17 protein-coding genes and 1 pseudogene are annotated in these 18,297 nt (G+C 69.1%); 11 read left to right on the forward strand and 7 right to left on the reverse strand.

Features of this window, described 5'->3' with window-relative positions; all coding sequences use genetic code 11:
* From HHL10_RS28895 to HHL10_RS28915, 5 genes and pseudogenes are all read left to right on the forward strand, one after another.
* Positions 1–449: pseudogene (locus tag HHL10_RS28895) on the forward strand (urate hydroxylase PuuD); the annotation flags it as partial.
* Positions 450–626: 177 nt separating this feature from the next.
* Positions 627–1,643, forward strand: a complete 1,017-nt coding sequence (locus HHL10_RS28900; protein WP_169163894.1) for a porin — start codon at positions 627–629, stop codon at positions 1,641–1,643.
* Positions 1,644–1,687: 44 nt separating this feature from the next.
* Positions 1,688–2,533, forward strand: a complete 846-nt coding sequence (locus tag HHL10_RS28905; protein ID WP_169163895.1) for an urea transporter — start codon at positions 1,688–1,690, stop codon at positions 2,531–2,533.
* A gap of 111 nt (positions 2,534–2,644) precedes the next feature.
* Positions 2,645–3,793 carry a class C beta-lactamase gene (gene ampC / locus HHL10_RS28910; protein WP_169163896.1) on the forward strand — a complete coding sequence of 383 codons (1,149 nt, stop codon included), beginning with the start codon at positions 2,645–2,647 and terminating at the stop codon, positions 3,791–3,793.
* 463 nt (positions 3,794–4,256) lie between these two features.
* On the forward strand, positions 4,257–5,669 hold the full coding sequence (locus HHL10_RS28915) for a nucleobase:cation symporter-2 family protein (protein ID WP_169163897.1): 1,413 nt from the start codon (positions 4,257–4,259) through the stop codon (positions 5,667–5,669).
* Between the two features lie 64 nt (positions 5,670–5,733).
* On the opposite strand, the gene HHL10_RS28920 is transcribed toward HHL10_RS28915, so the two are convergent.
* The 3 genes from HHL10_RS28920 to ppnP all read right to left on the reverse strand — a co-directional run bounded on the left by HHL10_RS28920 (position 5,734) and on the right by ppnP (position 9,067).
* Positions 5,734–7,056 (reverse strand): hemolysin family protein, encoded by a 1,323-nt coding sequence (locus HHL10_RS28920; RefSeq protein WP_169163898.1) that lies wholly within the window; start codon positions 7,054–7,056, stop codon positions 5,734–5,736.
* 359 nt (positions 7,057–7,415) lie between these two features.
* Positions 7,416–8,738 (reverse strand): argininosuccinate synthase, encoded by a 1,323-nt coding sequence (gene argG / locus HHL10_RS28925; protein WP_169163899.1) that lies wholly within the window; start codon positions 8,736–8,738, stop codon positions 7,416–7,418.
* Positions 8,739–8,746: 8 nt separating this feature from the next.
* On the reverse strand, positions 8,747–9,067 hold the full coding sequence (gene ppnP / locus HHL10_RS28930) for a pyrimidine/purine nucleoside phosphorylase (protein ID WP_169163900.1): 321 nt from the start codon (positions 9,065–9,067) through the stop codon (positions 8,747–8,749).
* A gap of 195 nt (positions 9,068–9,262) precedes the next feature.
* Here ppnP and HHL10_RS28935 point away from each other — a divergent pair, with 195 nt between their 5' ends.
* The gene (locus tag HHL10_RS28935; RefSeq protein WP_169163901.1) at positions 9,263–10,639 is read left to right on the forward strand and encodes a hypothetical protein; all 1,377 of its coding nucleotides are present in this window, start codon (positions 9,263–9,265) and stop codon (positions 10,637–10,639) included.
* A gap of 10 nt (positions 10,640–10,649) precedes the next feature.
* Here HHL10_RS28935 and HHL10_RS28940 read toward each other — a convergent pair whose 3' ends face one another.
* Positions 10,650–11,741, reverse strand: coding sequence for an NADH:flavin oxidoreductase/NADH oxidase (locus tag HHL10_RS28940; protein WP_169163902.1), 1,092 nt, complete (start codon positions 11,739–11,741; stop codon positions 10,650–10,652).
* Between the two features lie 151 nt (positions 11,742–11,892).
* Between HHL10_RS28940 and HHL10_RS28945 the strand changes: the two genes are divergently transcribed.
* Positions 11,893–12,180 (forward strand): ArsR/SmtB family transcription factor, encoded by a 288-nt coding sequence (locus tag HHL10_RS28945; protein ID WP_169163903.1) that lies wholly within the window; start codon positions 11,893–11,895, stop codon positions 12,178–12,180.
* Positions 12,181–12,219: 39 nt separating this feature from the next.
* Here HHL10_RS28945 and HHL10_RS28950 read toward each other — a convergent pair whose 3' ends face one another.
* Complete coding sequence (locus HHL10_RS28950) at positions 12,220–13,236, reverse strand: hypothetical protein (protein ID WP_169163904.1); 1,017 nt, start codon at positions 13,234–13,236, stop codon at positions 12,220–12,222.
* A gap of 206 nt (positions 13,237–13,442) precedes the next feature.
* Between HHL10_RS28950 and HHL10_RS28955 the strand changes: the two genes are divergently transcribed.
* The 3 genes from HHL10_RS28955 (at position 13,443) to HHL10_RS28965 (ending at position 14,942) form a co-directional block, all read left to right on the forward strand.
* Complete coding sequence (locus HHL10_RS28955; protein ID WP_169163905.1) at positions 13,443–13,760, forward strand: PH domain-containing protein; 318 nt, start codon at positions 13,443–13,445, stop codon at positions 13,758–13,760.
* 306 nt (positions 13,761–14,066) lie between these two features.
* On the forward strand, positions 14,067–14,309 hold the full coding sequence (locus HHL10_RS28960; RefSeq protein WP_169163906.1) for a hypothetical protein: 243 nt from the start codon (positions 14,067–14,069) through the stop codon (positions 14,307–14,309).
* Positions 14,310–14,432: 123 nt separating this feature from the next.
* Positions 14,433–14,942 carry a PaaI family thioesterase gene (locus HHL10_RS28965; protein WP_169163907.1) on the forward strand — a complete coding sequence of 170 codons (510 nt, stop codon included), beginning with the start codon at positions 14,433–14,435 and terminating at the stop codon, positions 14,940–14,942.
* Between the two features lie 56 nt (positions 14,943–14,998).
* Here the strand turns inward: HHL10_RS28965 and HHL10_RS28970 are convergent, their stop codons facing one another.
* Complete coding sequence (locus HHL10_RS28970) at positions 14,999–16,192, reverse strand: HD-GYP domain-containing protein (protein ID WP_169163908.1); 1,194 nt, start codon at positions 16,190–16,192, stop codon at positions 14,999–15,001.
* A gap of 998 nt (positions 16,193–17,190) precedes the next feature.
* On the opposite strand from HHL10_RS28970, the gene HHL10_RS28975 reads away from it, so the two are divergent.
* Positions 17,191–17,418: a hypothetical protein gene (locus tag HHL10_RS28975; RefSeq protein ID WP_169163909.1), complete on the forward strand. Its 228-nt coding sequence runs from the start codon at positions 17,191–17,193 to the stop codon at positions 17,416–17,418.
* 114 nt (positions 17,419–17,532) lie between these two features.
* On the opposite strand, the gene HHL10_RS28980 is transcribed toward HHL10_RS28975, so the two are convergent.
* On the reverse strand, positions 17,533–17,844 hold the full coding sequence (locus HHL10_RS28980) for a DUF3135 domain-containing protein (protein ID WP_235971861.1): 312 nt from the start codon (positions 17,842–17,844) through the stop codon (positions 17,533–17,535).
* Between the last annotated feature and the right edge of the window lie 453 nt (positions 17,845–18,297).

Genomic DNA, 18,297 nt, shown 5'->3' on the forward strand with positions numbered 1-18,297 from the left:
ACTGGCTGGTGCTGGTGCTGCTGATGCTCGCCGGCGCGCTCATCCGCCACAGCTTCGTGTCGCGCCACAAGGCGCATGTGCTGGGCAAGCGCACGCCGTGGGAGCACGCCGTGGTGGGCACGCTGGCCCTGGCCGGCATGGCCTTCTGGCTGGCGCCGCCGCCGCGCGAGGCCGCGGGCATGGCTGCCGCGTCCGCCGCGGCCGAGCCGGTGAAGATGGCACAGGTGCAAACCATCGTCGAGCAGCGCTGCGCGCTCTGCCACAACGCCCAGGTGCAGAACAAGAACGTGGCGCTGCACACGCCCGAGCTCATCCGCTCGCATGCGCAGGCCGTGTACCAGCAGGCCGTGGTGCAGAAATCCATGCCGCTCAACAACGCCACGCAGATCACCGACGCCGAGCGTGCCGTGATCGCGCGCTGGTTCGAGGGTGGGGCACCGGCGCAGTGACCGATCCGCGGGCCGGGTCAGGTTGCCGGTAGCCGCCAATCGCGTCGGCGCCGCTGCCGCAGGGTGGGGCTGGGCTTTCATCTCCACCCACCGGGCCCGGGCGAAGGAAAAGACGTCCCCACGGAAGAGCCCCATTCGGTGCTCTGCGGGGGACACATGTATTTCAAGGGAGACCCGATGAAGTTATATCGTTTGCAAGGCCTGGCGGCCGCGGCGCTGTTGGCCTGTGCGGGAGGCACGGCGGTTGCGCAGGACACCAATGTGCAGCTGTTCGGCCTGGTGGACGTGGGCGTGGGCCGGCTGCAGGAGCCGGGCTCGGCAGCGGTCTACCGCGTCGAGAACGGCCGCATGACCACCAGCCACTGGGGCCTGCGCGGTACGGAGGAGCTGGGCGGCGGCTTGCAGGCGGTGTTCTCGTTGGAGAGCTTCTTCCGCGCCGATACCGGTGCCACCGGCCGCTTCGACGGCGACAGCTTCTTCGCGCGCAATGCCTACGTCGGCCTGGCCGGCACGCAGTGGGGCTCGGTGCGGCTGGGGCGCAACACCACGCCGCTGTTCGTCTCCACCATCAGCTTCAATGCCTTCGGCGACTCGTACGGCTTCTCGCCCACGGTGCGCCACGTGTTCCTGCCCAACGCCGTCACGGCGCCGGTGACGGGCGACAGTGCCTGGAGCGACTCGGTGCTGTACAGCACGCCCACCTGGGGCGGCTTCCGTGCCAATGCCATCGTCGCCGCCGGGGAACAGAACGGCGGCCGCAACTGGAGCGCCAGCGCCGTTTATGGCGCCGGGCCGCTGGGCGCGACGCTGGTGTTCCAGGACGTGAAGAAGGGTGCCACCGTGCCCGACAGCCGCACCTGGCAGGCCGGCCTGAGCTGGGATTTCAACGTGGCCAAGGTATTCGCGCAGCACACGCGGGCCGAGAGCCGCGGCGTCACGCCCGAGGCCGAGTACCGGCTCACCGACGTGACGGCGGCCATTCCCGTGGGCGGCGGCGGCAGCCGGGTGCTGGCCGGCTACGGGCTGCTGGACCGCAGCACGGGGCGGGATCGCAGGACCTTTAGCTTCGGCTACGACCACCAGTTCTCCAAGCGCACGGACCTGTACGCGATGGCGATGCAGGACAAGGATGAAGCTGCCGCCACGCGCCAGACCGCCCGCAGCTGGGCCGTGGGCGTGCGGCACCGCTTCTGAGCCGCGTTCCCCTCGGCGATCCGCCAGTCGGCTGGACGTCTTCGATGCTGAAGCCGCTCGTTCTCGCGCCGCAGATCGTCCTGCGCGGGCTGGCGCAGATCCTCCTGCTGCGCACGGCCACCGCCGGTGCCCTGGTGCTGTGTGGCTTGCTGCTGGCGTCCCCGGCACTGGCGGGCGCCGCGGTGCTGGGCAGCGCCCTGGGATCGCTGCTGGCGCTCTTTCCAGGCCAGCCACGCCAGGACCTGGGCCTGGGGCTGCACGGCTACAACACCGCGCTGGCGGCCATGGCTGCGCAGGCGGTCTTCGAGCCGTCGCTGGCTGCGCTGGTGCTGATCGTGGGCATGGTGGCGCTTACCGCCTTCATCCTGCGGGCCTGGCGTCCCTGGCCTGTCCCTCTCTACACCGCGCCCTTCGTGCTCGGCGTCTGGGCCGTCACGGCTGCGGCGCCGCTGCTGGGCCTGGAGCCCGCGGCGGCGTCCGCGTCGGTTCCAGCTGTGACGCTGACCGATGGCCTGATGCACGGCCTGGCGCAGGTGCTGCTGGTGCAGAGCCTTCCGGCTGGGCTGTGCGTGCTGTGCGCGGTCGCGCTGGAGTCGCCCCGGCTGGCCGTCCGGGCGCTGGCGGCTTCGGCGCTGGGCCTGGCCATCGGGCTGCTGCTGGACAGGCCCCAGGGCGCCCTGGCGGCGGGTCTGGCCGGCTTCAATGCGGTGCTGTGCGTGCTGGCGCTGCCACGCGGCACGGTGAGGCAGGTGCTGGTCGCGGCCTCGGCCGCGACGCTGTTGTCGCTGGCCGCCCAGGGCCTGGGTATTCCGGCGTTCAGCGCGCCTTTCATCCTCAGCACCTGGGCGGTGCTGATGCATGCCCGACGAACCGGCATGGCCCGGAACTGAGCTGCCTTCCCGGCGAGGAAACCCCTCTGCGGGCGCGCCCCTATGATCGCCGCGCTGGTTTTCAAGGCGAGTTCCGGATTGGCAAGTTCTCTTTTCACCAGGCGCAGGACGATGCTGGGCCTGCTCGGTGGCTGCATCGTTACTCGGCACGCCCAGGCCGCGGCCAGCGCGGCTGACTCCGCCGACATCGGCGCCGCCGTGGACGGCGCCTTCCGCCCGCTGCTGAGGGCGCATGTCATCCCCGGCATGGCCGTGGCCGTCACGGACAACGGCAAGCGGCACTTCTTCGGCTACGGCGTGGCTTCACGCGACACCGGCGCACCGGTGACGCAAGACACGCTGTTCGAGATCGGCTCGCTCAGCAAGACCTTCACGGCCACCTTGGCGGGCTACGCGCAGGCGACCGGCCGCCTGTCCTTGGCCGACACGCCGGGCCGGTACCTGCCCATCCTGCGCGGCAGCGCCATCGACCGGGCCAGCCTGTTGCAGCTGGGAACCTACACCGCCGGCGGCCTGCCCCTGCAGTTCCCGGACGACGTCACCACCCTGGCGGACGCCTGGGCCTATTACCGAAAGTTCAGCCCTGACGCTCCGCCCGGCCAGCAGCGGCGCTACTCCAATCCCAGCATCGGCCTGCTGGGCCATGTGACGGCGCGTGCCATGCAGCGCGATTTCGCCGAGCTGTGTGAGGCCGAACTCTTTCCGCGCCTGGGCCTGAAGCGGAGCTTCATTCATGTTCCCCACGCGGCCCTGCCGGGCTACGCCTGGGGCTACGACCAGGCCGACCGGGCGGTCCGTGTCAACCCCGGCGTGTTCGACGCCGAGGCTTATGGCGTGAAGTCGACGGCCGCGGACATGCTGCGCTTCGTGGAGGCCAACCTGCGGCCTCGCCTGCTGGAGCCTGGGCTGCGACGCGCCGTGGAGCAGACCCATGTCGGCCACTACCAGGTCGGCGAGATGGTTCAAGGACTGGGCTGGGAGCAGTATCCCTGGCCGACCGCCCTGGCGCGGCTGATGGCCGGCAATGCGAGCACCATGGCGCTGGAGCCTCATCCCGCCCGCAGGCTTGAGCCCGGGCAGGTCCCGCAGGACAGCAGGCTGTTCAACAAGACCGGCTCCACCAACGGCTTCGGCGCCTACGCCGCGTTCGTGCCGGCCCGAAGCATCGGGATCATCATGCTGGCCAACAGGAACGTGCCTGTGCCGGCGCGCGTCACGGCGGCGCATGCCGTGCTGAGGGCTCTGGAAGAGAAGCGCTGAGCGACGCCCGGGTGGCTCTGGGCATATGCACTATTCCACGCCGGATGAGCCGCCATGCGGGTTAACCAGCGGCCTTCACGAATACAGGATTGCATACACTTTGCACCTCGTCGCCGCGGAGCCCGCGGCCGGGCCGCCAGGCCCGGACCCAGGTTGCGACGTTCGCTCCTCACAGAGCCCGCTGTGGTGAGGGGAAGAAGCCGGCAGTCCCAGCGCTGCCGGCACTTCCAGCGGTGCATCCCATGGACATCACGCACTTCACCGGCCGGGTTCACCGGCCGCGGCGCCGGGCCTTCGCTGTCAAGGCGATGGCCCGCCCCGATGCTCCATCCCGCGCCGTCATGCCGCGCGGCTCACCGGGCAACGCCCCATGACCGTTCGCTGACCCGGTTCACCGCTGTCGCTTTGTGGAATGGCTGCCGCCCGTGGAGGTGCCACGGGGTGCGGCGTGGAGGAGACCCTCATGTCCAATGCAAACACCCTCGCGTCGGCCGACGCCGTGCTGGAATCCGTGTCCGAGCCGGACGCCCGTCCCGACGCCAAGCCGCCGGCCAGCGTCCATCCCGTTGACGAGGTCCTTCCCACCGGCAAGCTCGCCGTGCTGGGCCTGCAGCATGTGCTGGTGATGTACGCCGGCGCGGTGGCGGTGCCGCTGATCATCGGCGGTGCGCTCAAGCTGCCCAAGGACCAGATCGCCCTGCTCATCAACGCCGACCTGCTGTGCTCGGGCATCGTGACCCTGCTGCAGGCCATCGGCTTCTGGCGCTTCGGCATCCGGCTGCCGGTGATGATGGGCGTCACTTTCGCCGCGGTGGGCCCGATGCTGGCCATGGCCGCCAATCCGGCCCTGGGCCTGCCCGGCATCTTCGGCTCGGTCATCGCCTCGGGCATCTTCGCGACGCTGGCCGCACCGTTCATCAGCCGGCTGTTGCCGCTGTTCCCGCCGGTGGTCACGGGCGTGATCATTTCCACCATCGGCCTGTCGCTGATCCGCGTCGCGGCCAACTGGGCCGGTGGTGGAGCGGCGAACCCGAACTTCGGCGACCCGCTCTACCTGGGCGTGGCCCTGGTCGTGCTGCTGTCCATCGTGCTGATCACGCGCTTCGTGCGCGGCTTCTTCGCCAACATCTCGGTGCTGCTGGGCCTGGTCATCGGCTTCCTGATCGCGCTGGCGCTGGGGCAGGTGAGCTTTGCCGGCATTGCCGAGGCCCCTTGGGTGGCGGCGGTGTACCCGTTCATGTTCGGTGCGCCGAAGTTCGACCCGATCGCCATCGCCACCATGTGCGTGGTGATGGTGGTGGTGATGATCGAGTCGATGGGCATGTTCCTGGCGCTGAGCGACCTGACGCAGAAGAAGATCGACCGCGAAGACCTCTCCCGCGGCCTGCGCGTGGACGGCCTGGGCACGCTCATCGGCGGCATCCTCAACACCTTCCCGCACACCTCCTTCTCGCAGAACGTGGGCCTGGTGGGCGTGACCGGCGTGCGCAGCCGCTACGTCTGCGTGGCGGGCGGCCTGATCATGCTGGCGCTGGGCCTGCTGCCCAAGCTGGCGCTGGCCGTGGCCTCGGTGCCGCAGTTCGTGCTCGGCGGCGCGGGCATCGTGATGTTCGGCATGGTGGCTGCCACCGGCATCCGCATCCTGCACGCGGTCAACGTCACCGGCGCCAAGCGGCACAACCTCTACATCATTGCCATCAGCCTGGGCATGGGCCTGATCCCGGAAATCTCGCCGCGCTTCTTCAACAAGATGCCGCATGCGCTGGAGCCGATCCTGCACAGCGGCATCCTGCTGGCCGCCGTGACGGCGGTGATCCTGAACCTGGTCTACAACGGCTGGGAAGCCGCCAAGGACGAGGGCGCGCACGCGCACTGACCCGAACACCTGCACGCCCGGTGGGCGTGCCGGCGGCGGCGCCGCCTTGCCGGCCTGGTGGCGCTCAGCTGCTCGCTTCGGCGGGCACGGGGTCGGCCGGGACTCCGGGCAGCGGGCTGGCAAGCACCTTGTCGATGATCTTGCCGTCCATGTCCACCACCTCGAAGCGCCAGCCCTCCCACTGCACCGTGTCGCCCAGCCGGGGCAGCCGGCCCGTCATCAGCATGATCATGCCGCTCAGCGTGTGGTAGCGGCCACGCTCCTCCTCGGGCACCGCGTCGAGACCCAGCCGGTCCTTGAGCTCCGGCACCGGGATGTGGCCGTCGAGCAGCCAGGAGCTGTCCTCCCGCTGCACCGCCCAGGAGGTTTCGGGGTCGCGCGGCTGGAACTCGCCCGTGATGGCCTCGATGAGGTCCTGCAGCGTGACGATGCCCTGCATCTGCCCGTACTCGTCGATGACGAAGGCCATCTGCACGTCCGAGGAGCGGAAGTTGTCGAGCAGCTCCATGCCGGTCACGGTTTCTGGCACGTACAGCGGCGGCTGCAGCGGCTGCTCGGCCAAGTCCCGCAAGCCGCCCTGCATGGCACGCGAGAGCCACTGCCGGGCATTGACCACGCCCAGCAGGTTGTCCAGGCCGCCGGCGACGACCGGAAAGCGCGCATGGTCGGATTCCTGGATGGCGGCCAGGTGCTGTTCGAAGGACGCATGGACGTCGAGCACCACCACGTCGGCGCGCGGCACCATCAGCGAGCCGATGCGGCGATCGTCGAGCCGGAACACGTTGCGCACCATGGTCTGTTCCTGGAGCTCGATCACGCCCGCGCTCGTGCCTTCGGCCAGCATGGCGTGGATCTCCTCTTCCGTGACGGCGTTGTGGTGGCCGTCCTTCACGCCCAGCAGCTTGAGCAGTGCCTGCGTCGAGACCGACAGCAACTTCACGAAGGGCTTCGTGGCGATGGCCAGCGCGTCGATCGGACGGGCCACCAGCCGCGCCAGCGTTTCCGGATGCGACTGCCCCAGGCGCTTGGGCACCAGCTCGCCCACGACGATGGAGAAGTAGGTGATGAGCACCACCACCAGGCCCGTGGCGCCGTAGCCCGCATAGGGCTGCGGCACGCCCAGGCCATCGAGCCAGCTGGCCAGCGGCTGCGCCAGGGCCGCCTCGCCGACGATGCCGTTGAGCACGCCGATGGACGTGATGCCGATCTGGATGGTGGAGAGGAACCGCGTGGGGTCCTCGCCGAGCTTGACGGCCGCCGCGGCGGCGCTGTCGCCCTCATCAATGAGTTTCTGCAGTCTTGCCTTGCGGGCCGTCACGAGTGCGATCTCGGACATCGCGAACAAGCCGTTGACCACGATGAGGGCGATGAGTATGGCTACTTCCATAAACGCGCCCCGTGCCGGGCGCCTTGTGTTGAGAACGACGTCAGACCAAGGGAGGCCGTCCGAGTTCCCGTAGCCGCGTGGCTTTTGCAGCGCCGGCCGAAGGCGGCCGGCTGAAGCCCGCGAAAAACGGCCGCCATCGAAGGCAACGGCCGATGCAATGCTGCCGCTGGGGCCTGCAGCCCGATTCGGGCAGGGAGACGCCGCGGTGTTTGCGGGTCGTGTGCGGGCGCAACGAGTCGAGCTGCCGCGCTCAGCACACCACGGGAGCGGGTGTGCCGGCCGCGGTGCCGTCGCCGGACGGCCCGCGGGCTTGGTCGCTCAGGGCATGCCGGCCGGGCCGGCATGCCGGGGCAGGGCGCTTACTCCAGGCTGGGCAGCGGGGCATCGCCGCCGCCGCTGAGCAGCCCGGTGCGGCTGTAGATGCCCAGCTTGTCGCGCGTGTCGGTGATGTCGAGGTTGCGCATGGTCAGCTGGCCGATGCGGTCGCGCGGCGAGAACACCGACTCGCCCTTCTCCATGGTCAGGCGCTCGGGGTGGTACGTCAGGTTCGGCGACTCGGTGTTGAGGATCGAGTAGTCGTTGCCGCGGCGCAGCTCCAGCGTCACTTCGCCGGTCACGGCGCGCGCCACCCAGCGCTGGGCGGTCTCGCGCAGCATGATGGCCTGCGGGTCGAACCAGCGGCCCTGGTAGAGCAGGCGGCCCAGGCGGCGGCCGTTGTCGCGGTACTGCTCGATGGTGTCCTCGTTGTGGATGCCGGTGACCAGCCGCTCGTAGGCGATGAACAGCAGCGCCAGGCCCGGGGCCTCGTAGATGCCGCGGCTCTTGGCCTCGATGATGCGGTTCTCGATCTGGTCGCTCATGCCCAGGCCGTGGCGCCCGCCGATGCGGTTGGCCTCCAGGATCAGCTCCACGGGAGAGTCGAAGCTCTGGCCGTTCAGGGCCACGGGCTGACCTTCCTCGAAGCGCACGCGCACTTCCTCGGCCTTGACCTGGACCTCGTCCTTCCAGAACGCCACGCCCATGATCGGATTGACGATCTTGATGCCGGAGTTCAGGTGCTCCAGGTCCTTGGCCTCGTGCGTGGCGCCGAGCATGTTGGAGTCGGTCGAATAGGCCTTCTCCGCGGACATCTTGTAGCCGAAGCCCGCCGCCGTCATGAACGCCGACATCTCGGCACGGCCGCCGAGCTCGTCGATGAAGCTCTGGTCCAGCCAAGGCTTGTAGATGCGCAGCGCCGGGTTGGTCAGCAGCCCGTAGCGGTAGAAGCGCTCGATGTCGTTGCCCTTGAAGGTGCTGCCGTCGCCCCAGATGTGGACGTCGTCTTCCTTCATGGCCGCCACCAGCATGGTGCCGGTCACGGCGCGGCCCAGCGGCGTGGTGTTGAAGTAGGTCACGCCCGCGGTGGAGATGTGGAAGGCGCCGCACTGCAGCGCGGCGATGCCCTCGTGCGCCAGCTGCAGCCGGCAGTCGATCAGGCGGGCCGCTTCCGCGCCGTACTCCATGGCCTTGCGCGGGATAGCGTCGTAGTCAGGCTCGTCGGGCTGGCCGAGGTTGGCGGTGTAGGCGTAGGGGATGGCGCCCTTCTTGCGCATCCAGTGCAGCGCGGCGCTGGTGTCCAGGCCGCCGGAGAAGGCGATGCCGACCTTCTGGCCGGTGGGCAGGTGTTCGAGGATGGTGGCCATGGTCAAGCTCAGCCGAAGTGGCAGATGTAGTGGTAGGGCTCGGTCACGCGGATCTCGAAGCTCGAATTCGCGGGCACGTCAAACTTCTCCCCGGCATTGGAGCGGCGCCACTCGTCGCTGCCCGCGAGCTTGTACTCGCAGAAGCCCGCCACGCACTCCATCACTTCCGCCGCGCCGGTGTTGAAGGTCAGGGTCGCCGGCAGGATCACACCGACGGATTTCTTCGTGCCGTCGGCCAGCGTGATGCCGTGGCTCACGCACTTGCCGTCGAAGTAGACGCTGGCACGGGTGGCGACGGTCACGCCGTCGAACCTTTCGGTAGTGGTCATAGGAGGGACGCCGGAAACGCAAAAGGCGCAAGTTTACCCACCTGTCCAAGGGCCTCCGGGGCCTTGCGCCCTCTGAAAGCCGAGTGCGCTCACGGGTGGACGCGATTCGCGCGGCCTCGGCCACGGCCACGGCCGCCGCGACGCCCGGGGAGATACTGGCCCGCCCTCCAATGCCGCCCGCCGCCTCCCATCCCCATGCCGCCCCACGCCGCACTCCTCCTCGCCGCCCTGCGCCTGGCTCCGCGTCGCTACCGGTTGCCGCCGCTGCCGGCCGACATCGATGCGGCCCGGGCCGGCGGCTCGGCCACGGGGCTGGCGTTCGCGATGGAGGCCGCCCGCGGCGCCTTCGAGCACGGCACAACAGCACCCCAGGACGTGAAAGCGCTGTTCATCCAGGCACTGGCCGGGCTGATCCGGGAGGCGCTGCAGGCGCCGGAGCAGGGCGGCGATCCCACCTTCCAGGCGCTGGTGCTCAAGGCCCGGGAGGCGCAGGTCGATGAGCATGTGCGGCTCGGCGCGAGCTCAAAGGCGGACCAGCGTGCCGTGCGCGCGGCCGTCAATGCCGTGGCCCACCCTGGCAAGTTGCAAGGCCTGGCGCCCGGGGCCGTGAGCAATGCGCTGGCGGAGCTGCACCGCCTGCTTTCGGCCGGCGCGTGGCGAGAGCTGAAGCAGGCGATCGGGCTGCTGCTGGCGCAGACACCTCAGACGGACGAGCCTTGGCACCCCACGCTGGAGGCCGTCCACGCCAGCCCCGCCCTGGAGCGGCTGGAGCGTGGCGCCGCGCTGCTCGACGTGCCCAGCGTGCAGCGCTACCTCGCGCTGTGCGAGCAGCGCGGGCCGCTGGCGGGCAGCAACGCCGCCGCCACGCAAGGGCGGGCCTCGGCCCGCGTCGGCGCGGTTGCCGAGGCAACCACCATGCAGGCCTTCCGCGCCATCGCGGAGTTGCTGAATCGGCTCAGCCCCGGCCATCGCGCCGTGCGCAGCCTGCGCACCCCAGCCGGTTTTCCCGGCGAGGCCGGCAACGCCAAGGACGAGTGGGACGCGGCCATCGTGCGTGCCGGCGACGGGGACGCGGCGGTGGACATCGCTCTGCTGGCCGAGGTCAAGGCTGCGCCGTCCGCGGCCACGCCGGACTTCGCCGGCCTGCTGCGCGGCCTGCGGCGGCTGGCGCAGGCGCACGCCGATGCGGTCTACGCCTTCCCGTCGCCGGATGGTGCGGTGTCGATCCGGGGCGCCTCGCTGCAGCAGCTGCGGCCACACGCCCATGCCCTGCCGGCGCAGGTCATCTACTGCTGCGCGGCGCCGCCGGAGCCGCAGCCGGCGCTGCTCAGCGCGGCCGGCAAGGCCATGCTGCTGGCCGAGCCGGGCAGCGTGGACTTCGGCCAGCGCCTCGCGCGCGGGGAGACGCCCGCGCGCGAGGCGCTGGCGCCGGTGTGGGACGCGCTCACCACCGCGCCGCGGCTGCACGCGGCGCTGCACCAGTACGACACGGCGCGGCGCGTGCGGGAGGTGATGCTGCACCCGGAGGACCTGCTCGCGGCGGTGGCCGCCGTCCTGGCGGACGGCGGCTGAGCGGCGGCGCTCAGCGGTAGCGCGCCAGCCAGTGGGCGTAGGGCGCGGGCAGGGTGGCCCAGGCCGGGTTGTCCACGCCCAGCTCCTTGGCCGCGCGATAGGGCCAGTGCGGATCGGCCAGCAGCGGGCGGCCCAGCGTCACCAGGTCGATCTTGTCCTCGCGCACCAGCGCATCGGCCTCGGCGGGCTTGGAGATGTACCAGCTGGTCGTGCCGGGCAGCCCGGTGGCTTGGCGCACTTCCTGCGCGATGGGGGCCATGAAATTCGGTCCCCAGGGGATGCTGGCCTTGGGCGTGTTGAAGCCGATGGAGACGTCCACGAAGTCCAGGCCTTCGCGCTTCATGTGCTGCAGCAGCGAGGTGGCCTCGTCCAGCATGGCCTCGTTGCCGTCGAACTCCACCACGCCCAGGCGCACGGCCAGCGGCCGGTCCTCGGGCCAGACCTTGCGCACCGCGACCAGCGTCTCCAGCAGGAAGCGGGCACGGTTCTCGGCGCTGCCGCCGTAGCGGTCGCCGCGCTGGTTGGAGTGAGGCGAGAAGAAGTTCTGCGCCAGGTAGCCGTGGGCCATGTGCAGCTCCAGCCATTCGAAGCCCAGGTCGCGGGCGCGGATGGCCGTCTGCACGGTGTCGTTCTGCACGCGGGCGATGTCGTCCAGCGTCATCTCGCGCGGCACGCGCGGCAGGCCGCCACCGAAGGCCAGGGGCGAGGGCGCGATCGTGGTCCAGGCGTTGGGCTGGCCCTCGGGAATGTGGTCGTCGCCTTCCCACGGCCGGTTGGCCGAGGCCTTGCGCCCGGCGTGGCCGATCTGGATGCCCGGCACCGCACCCGCTTCCTTGATGGAGGCCACGATCGGCTCCAGGGCCTGCGCCTGGGCCTCGTTCCACAAGCCCAGGTCGCCCCAGGTGATGCGGCCTTCCGGCGACACGGCGGTGGCTTCCACGATCACCAGGCCCGCGCCGCCGCGCGCCAGGGAGGCGTAGTGGACGCGGTGCCAGTCGTTGGCGACGCCGTCGCGCGCCATGTACTGGCACATCGGCGAGACGACGATCCGGTTGCGCAGCGTGGCGGCCTTGAGGGTGTAGGGTTCGAACAGATGCGGCATGGAGAGATCCTGCAGAGCGCAGGCAGGCTAGTTCGACAGGGTTCGAACTATATCGATGAATGGCAGTGGGAGCCGGCGAGGCCGGCACGGGCGTATGGACAGTAAGGACAGTCAAGCAGCCGCGGCAGCGCCGAAGGAGCTGCCGGCGGCGATGGACCTGGGCAAGGTGCTGCATGCGCTGAGCGACCCGGTGCGCCTGGGCATCGTCATGCGGCTCTACCGCGAGGGCGAGGCCAGCTGCGGCGCGCTGGACGCTGGGCGCTCCAAATCGACCATGTCGCACCACTTCCGCGTGCTGCGCGAGGCGGGCCTGGTGCAGACCCGGGCCGAGGGCGTCACGCACATGAACGCGCTGCGGCTGGACAGCCTGCAGGCGGCGTTCCCGGGCCTGCTCGAAGCCGTCGTCGCTGCGGCGTCCAGGACGGGCGACGAGGCGTGAAGCCGGAGTGAGGGACGGGCCCTGGACGGCGCGCGGCTTTCAGGACTGGTCCTGCGGCAGCGGCAGCGCCAGCTCGACCGCCTCCACCAGCCGCCGGGCCGTCACGCTCAGGTGCAGCACCTGATGGAACGGATGCCGGGACACGACCGACTCCACATGCTCGACCGCGTCGTCCGGCAGGCAGGCGATGGCGCACTGCCAGGCCTCGACCGGCAGCGACTGGTCGTTGGGGCCGATCTCCGCGATGAAAGCCTCATAGCCGGCCTCGGCCAGCGCCGTCTTGTAGCTGCGCGCGATGGCCGGCTCGTAGCCGATCAGCAGCACGGCGTTGCCGCGGGGCTCCAGGGCTTCCGGCATCGCTGAGGCCGGCGCCGCGGCCTGCGGCAGCAGCATGGCTGGCGATGAGGGCTCTCGGCCCAGGGCGCCCGGCAGCGCCGCCGCGCCGGGCAGGCAGGTTTCGCGCAGCGACTGCCGGATTTCCTGCAGCGACAGCGCTTCCCGCAGCGCCTGCGTGATGGCCGGCGCCACCAGCGTGTAGAGCTGGGCGCGCAGCGCCAGCTGGAACTCCGCGCTGCGCACGATGGTGCCGGCCACCTGCCCGACCACGGTCTGCAGTTGCTCGGACGGCAGCGTCAGCAGCGCCTGCTCCACGGCGCGGCGCAGGGTCTCCGCGCGCAGGCCGGCGCTGTCTTCCTCCGGGGCTGCGGGCCAGCGAGGGACGACCGGCGCGGCGGCCTCGTACGCCGGCGCCTTGAACGGGCTTGCGACAGGCTGGTCCGGCGCAGCGGGCGGGTGGTGGGCCGCGGAGGCATTGCGCCGTGACCGGGATCGGGATCGGTCCCGCGCCGGGCCGGGGAGCGGCCCGGCCAGTTCGCCGTCGCCGAACAGGTCCAGCGTCACGCCCAGTACCGGCTCGTCATGGGCCGGTTCCGCCTGCGGCGGCACGGGGGCCGCCGTCCGGCCATCGACGTCCACCGTCATGGGCGCCTCCGGCCCGAGGCCGGCATCGGCCAGCGGCTGCCGCCCCTGCTCGCCCGGAGAAATGCTCGTGCCCATCGACGTACTGCTTTCAAACTGGCCCGTCCGCGGATACTGTAAACATATACAGGTCCTGCCGCCCGGCGGTCCGGAAGTGACCCTGAGCCACCTACGGCAAGTACCGGTCCCGGGCAGCCCACCAGGCATCGACCCGGGCGCGGTTGCGGTTCAAAGTCCAGCGCTGCTTCGGTCCGGACACTGCCGCCACGCCACGGAGACACGCCATGGGACTGCTGAACCTGTTCACCGACACCTCGTCCGCCATCCGCGACATGCCCGCGCATGACGCCAACTTCGCCAACGTGCTGTTCGAGGGCGAGTCGCTGGAGGCGGCCTTCAGGATGCTGCGCGACTACGTGGCCTTCACCTCGCACCGGATCATCGTGGTCGACAAGCAGGGCATGACCGGACGCAAGCGCAGCTACCTGTCCGTGCCCTACGGGCGCATCCTGGCCTTCTCCAGCGAGACCAAGGGCACCATGGACATGGACTCCGAGCTCACGCTCCACGTCCAGGGCCTTCCCAATCCCGTGAAGCTGTAGTTCCGCGACGACGCCACCGCGCTGGCCATGCAGCGCAGCATCGCCGCCAGGGTCTGCCGCTGAAGCCTTGACGGCGGCGGCAGGCGGCGCTTGCCGCCATACCGGCCGCCTGCCGCAGTCAAGGCTTTATCCAAGATGCCGTCCTGCCTCGCCAGCGCGCACCACGCGCGCTGCACGACTGCTGTCCGGGTCGTGCCTGAAGTCCCTCCAGCGAGGAAACCCATGCAAAACCCACTGAGCTCGGCCAGCGGCGTCACGACCCTCAGTGGCCCGCTGCAGCCGGACAGTGCTGTCCAGCAGCGGCAAGTGGCGCTGGTGGACACCAGCACGGGCCTGGCCTGCAACGGCGGCGGCACGGCCGGCAGCGCCACCGCGCTGCTGCGCAAGGGCGGCGGTTGCACGGACACCCAGAACAGTGACGCCGATTTCGTTCCCGGCACGCCGCCGGTGACCAGCCGCAGGATCTACGAGATCAGGGCAGTGGCCGCCCCTGGCTTGAAACAGCTGTCTGGGCAAGCGGGTCAGGGCGGAATTGTCTATAAAACCTGAACAATGTCCCTAATCATTGCGGCCACTGTCCAGAAAGCCTGAGCAATTCGCGGCGCCATGCCCGGTGAGGCGGTGTTGTGGAAGGAGAATCGCCAGCTTCGACTTCACGACCCAGACCTGACGATGAGCAAGCCACCACCCGCCCTGCAAGACCTCGCCGCGCCGGAAGGCGTCTGTTACGGCTGCGGCTGCGCGCATCCGAGCGGGCTCCACATCAAGAGCCATTGGGATGCCGACGGCAAGCACGTGGTGTGCACGTACCGCCCGCCGGATCAGTTCACCGGCTGGCCGGGACTGGTGTATGGCGGCTTCATCGCGATGCTCGTGGACTGCCACTCGAACTGGACGGCCATGGCGCATCACTACCGTGCCGAGGGGCGCGAGCCGGGGACGCTGCCGCGCATCGATTGCGTCACCGGGCAGCTCAATCTCAGCTACCGCAAGCCCACGCCGATGGGCGTGGAGCTCACGCTCAAGGCGCGCGTCGAGGGCGAGGTCGGCCGCAAGAGCCGCGTGATCTGCGAGGTCTGGGCCGCCGACGTGCTGACGGTCACGGCCGACTCGATCTTCGTCCGCGTCGATGCCGCGCAACTGTCTTCGCAGGCGGCGTCCCGGGTGGAGACGACCGCCTGAGCCGCACGGCGCGGGTTCAGACGCATCGGGCTGATGCGCCCGGTGCGCCTGCCGCGCTACGGGCTCGCTGCGGCGTTGACGGCCTGCGACCGCAGCCAGCTCCACAGGATCTGGAGCTTCACCAGGGGTGGGTCCACCGTCATCTGCTCGGGGCGCAGCGCCGCGCGCACGGCCAGGTTGGGCTGCGAGGTGTCGCGTGGCCGAGGCTCGGCCATCACCATGCCCTGCGCGTTGAGCAGCGCCGCCACCATCGGCTGGTTGGCGCGGGCGCCGCGCATCAGCACGATGCCGCTTTCATTGCTGGCCAGCGTCACGTAGCTGCCTGGCGGATACAGGCCCACGGCCTTAAGCACCAGGGAGCCGATCGGGTCGGGGCGACCATCCGCGCCCAGGCAGGCCATCTGCGCGGCCTGGGTGGCCGACAGCGCGCCGCGGCCGACGCGGCGGCTGAGCATGGCGCTGTAACGGTCCACCCGGCGCAGCAGCACCGCGATCTGCTGCCCCGGGCTCAGCTCGGCCATCGGCAGGCTGGCCAGGCTGTCGTCGTGGTGCAGCCGCACGGCTTCCAGCCAGGCGTCGTCGGTCACGCCGCTGTCCTGGAGCATCTGGGCGCTGTCGGCGGGATGGCGGTCCATCTGGGCCCGGTCGTCGGGGTCTTCGATCCGGCCGGCATGCCGTGCCATCCGGTCATGCAGCTGCCAGGCGCCCGCGTTCATGGTCAAGGCCACCTTGTCCAGCAGCGCGATGCGCTCGTCATCCCACTTCAGCTCCCGGGCGGCCTCGCCGGCGATGAGCATGCAGCGCAGCGCCTGACGGCTGGTGTAGTGCGCGGTGCGGTTGCCCCCGGTGTAGACGAGGTGGAACAGCGCCTCGTCCATGCGCCGCGCCGACAGGGTGCGCATGCCGGCCTGCACTTCCAGCACCCGTGTCAGCCAGGGCTTGTCGGTGCCCCGGCCCTGCATGGCGCTGTCCAGCGCCACCACCTGGCCTTCCCATTCCTCACCCGGCATCGCCGGGATTTCGGCTCGCACCAGATCAGGCCGGGCCCGGGCCAGATTCGACAGCTTGGCGTTTTGCTGCAGCACGCCGTCGACCGCCTTGGCCATGCCGCGGCGCCAGGCGTCGTAGTCACGCGGCTGCACGAACAGGGCACCCTGCAGGCGCAGTCTGGCCACTACGCGCTCGTCGTTGAGGCGAGCGTTGGCCGGCAGCAGCAGACGTCCATCCTCCGCGAACACGTCGAAGGGCAAGGAAGGGCGTCCGTGGAGATGATCTGGAGACAGAGGGACCAGTTTCACGACACGAAGGCGGCGGCCTAACACCACCGCTCGGCAAAGGTGGCGTTAATGTAATCTATTGTTTCAACAGCCGCCTGTGTTGAGAATGATTCGCTGTTGGCGGCACAAAGGTTGCTTCGGCGCGCCTTTCTGCCAAGGTCGGTCAATGCCGCTGAGCAATTGACCAAGCGCTGCTTGGAGAGGGCGATCATGACCAGGTTGCGGCCGTGCCGACCGGCGTGGCATGCCCGGTCAGCGGGCAAGATCCTGTGCAGCGCCATGCCGCAGCCCGGCATGGCAGGTTCGCTCCCGAGGAATGACATCGCTGTCCCCGGCGAGCGCGGGAATGAGGCATCACGAGGCGAAACCAGCGAGGCGGGTTGGCGTCAGGACCGCTCATTTTTGCAACATACGAGTTGACATGCCTAGTCGCTCACCAACGCCACACCCCGCGAAATCACAATCACCTGACAAAACCTCACTTGACCTCAATTCCCTCAAAACACACCGCAGCCCACAAGCTGTCGCCTGATGAAACCGTGTATGTGGCGTAAATGGAGCAAATTCCTCTTTGCATATCCTTGTCGTGCTCGGCAAAGTGGCTTCGAACACCAGCCGCCGCTTGGATGCTGGAAATTCGCAACATGTGGTGTAAACGGCCGCCGTATCGGTATGGCGTGACAGGAAAATAAACAGAAGGCGCACCAAGACCAATTATGTCAATTGACGCGGCCGCAATTTGCGGGTGGGCGCCATACTCGAAGTCGCTTTCAGGTCAACTTGGTGCGACAGGGTCACGAATTGCCCTTTGCAGCGCATGCCGTGGGAAGGGTGGCATGGTGCTTGAAACCCGCGTTGGCGCAGCGACCAAACCTGTCAGCGGTTCTGGCCGTCTGTTGCATCGGCAAGCACGCCCTTGAAATTTTCCGAGCCGCCACCACATGCCGGCCTTCATTTCACCTGAAAGACACATGAGCTCCCACGACGATCTGGACAAAACCAAGATTTCCAGTAATGGCCTGAGGTACACGGCCAAGAAGGCGGGGTCGGCCTTCCCCACGCCTGCTTTGGGCAGCACCTCGACCACGATGTCTTGCTTCAAGTGCGGTCGCCACAAGCGACTCTCGGAACTGGTGACCAAGAAGATCCTGGGCCGCAGCCAGAAAATCTGTGCGGTGAATTGCCAGGTCAAGGCTTGAACCAGTGCCGCTGCAACACGAGCGCACTGGACACGGACAGTGAAGGCGAGCGTTCCGAAACTCTGGAATTGAGACCGACGGACGGGTTGCCGCGGAGCGCGCGTGTCCGTAAGGCTAGGCAGCGGTCGAACGGCTGCTGTACCGAGACTGCTGAACCGCTTCACGCCGCAGCGCTGCAAAACCCTGCTGCAGGTCTTGCAGCGCATCGTTCAGCGCGGCCAACGAAATCGCCAGGCGTTCGGCTGGACTCTTGGCGGCCAGCATCCTGACTTGAACCTGAGCGAAACTGGCCCGCGCGCTGGCTTGCAGCGCCGCGGGCAGTTCATCGAATGCCGCTTCCAGAAGCGCATGCCGCTGGGTTTCGAATGCCACAGGATCTTCCTGTGCCAGTCTGGCGAAGTGATCGAAGTCGAAGCTTGGCGGCATGGCGAGCACGAGGTGGATTGCAGGCCGACCCTTATTGCCCGGCCTGACCCATTCTGGCGCCAGGCCTCGCGGTGAAGCAATTGGCATGAGCCCTCCGCCCCACCGCGGTCACCCCTTTATTCCAACGAAATTCCGACCTTCGCTCGGGCCGCGACGGGAAAAGGCGGAAGCGTCGAAATGCAGCCGCGAAGCCCAAACTTGCCGCCGGCTGTCAGTCACTACGGACATCAGCCTGGAGGGCGGCATGACGACGTCCGTTTGTCATCGGCCCGAGCCATATCACAACGGCGCCCAGATCTCACCAAAAACCTGGTCCGGAAACGACGGAGGCCGTGTGAAAACAGCGCCACGTAGCCTTGAAGAGGCATGGCCACGTGCGGCATGGAGGTCGCCGCTGTACCGACTTGGTTTTTCCCCGCCGGTGTTCGCCGGCCCGAGGGCCTACGCTGCAAT

It is taken from the genome of Azohydromonas caseinilytica, from assembly GCF_012927045.1.
GTDB classification, from domain to species: domain Bacteria; phylum Pseudomonadota; class Gammaproteobacteria; order Burkholderiales; family Burkholderiaceae_C; genus Azohydromonas; species Azohydromonas caseinilytica.

Excerpts from the sequence above, each read along its gene's own strand:
- HHL10_RS28950 (WP_169163904.1), bottom strand. The coding sequence starts at position 13,236 with ATGGGCACGAGCATTTCTCCGGGCGAGCAGGGGCGGCAGCCGCTGGCC.
- ampC (WP_169163896.1), top strand. The coding sequence starts at position 2,645 with ATGCTGGGCCTGCTCGGTGGCTGCATCGTTACTCGGCACGCCCAGGCC.
- HHL10_RS28905 (WP_169163895.1), top strand. The coding sequence starts at position 1,688 with ATGCTGAAGCCGCTCGTTCTCGCGCCGCAGATCGTCCTGCGCGGGCTG.
- HHL10_RS28915 (WP_169163897.1), top strand. The coding sequence starts at position 4,257 with ATGTCCAATGCAAACACCCTCGCGTCGGCCGACGCCGTGCTGGAATCC.
- HHL10_RS28965 (WP_169163907.1), top strand. The coding sequence starts at position 14,433 with ATGAGCAAGCCACCACCCGCCCTGCAAGACCTCGCCGCGCCGGAAGGC.
- ppnP (WP_169163900.1), bottom strand. The coding sequence starts at position 9,067 with ATGACCACTACCGAAAGGTTCGACGGCGTGACCGTCGCCACCCGTGCC.
- argG (WP_169163899.1), bottom strand. The coding sequence starts at position 8,738 with ATGGCCACCATCCTCGAACACCTGCCCACCGGCCAGAAGGTCGGCATC.
- HHL10_RS28955 (WP_169163905.1), top strand. The coding sequence starts at position 13,443 with ATGGGACTGCTGAACCTGTTCACCGACACCTCGTCCGCCATCCGCGAC.
- HHL10_RS28975 (WP_169163909.1), top strand. The coding sequence starts at position 17,191 with ATGAGCTCCCACGACGATCTGGACAAAACCAAGATTTCCAGTAATGGC.
- HHL10_RS28920 (WP_169163898.1), bottom strand. The coding sequence starts at position 7,056 with ATGGAAGTAGCCATACTCATCGCCCTCATCGTGGTCAACGGCTTGTTC.
- HHL10_RS28900 (WP_169163894.1), top strand. The coding sequence starts at position 627 with ATGAAGTTATATCGTTTGCAAGGCCTGGCGGCCGCGGCGCTGTTGGCC.
- HHL10_RS28980 (WP_235971861.1), bottom strand. The coding sequence starts at position 17,844 with ATGCCGCCAAGCTTCGACTTCGATCACTTCGCCAGACTGGCACAGGAA.
- HHL10_RS28935 (WP_169163901.1), top strand. The coding sequence starts at position 9,263 with ATGCCGCCCCACGCCGCACTCCTCCTCGCCGCCCTGCGCCTGGCTCCG.
- HHL10_RS28945 (WP_169163903.1), top strand. The coding sequence starts at position 11,893 with ATGGACCTGGGCAAGGTGCTGCATGCGCTGAGCGACCCGGTGCGCCTG.
- HHL10_RS28940 (WP_169163902.1), bottom strand. The coding sequence starts at position 11,741 with ATGCCGCATCTGTTCGAACCCTACACCCTCAAGGCCGCCACGCTGCGC.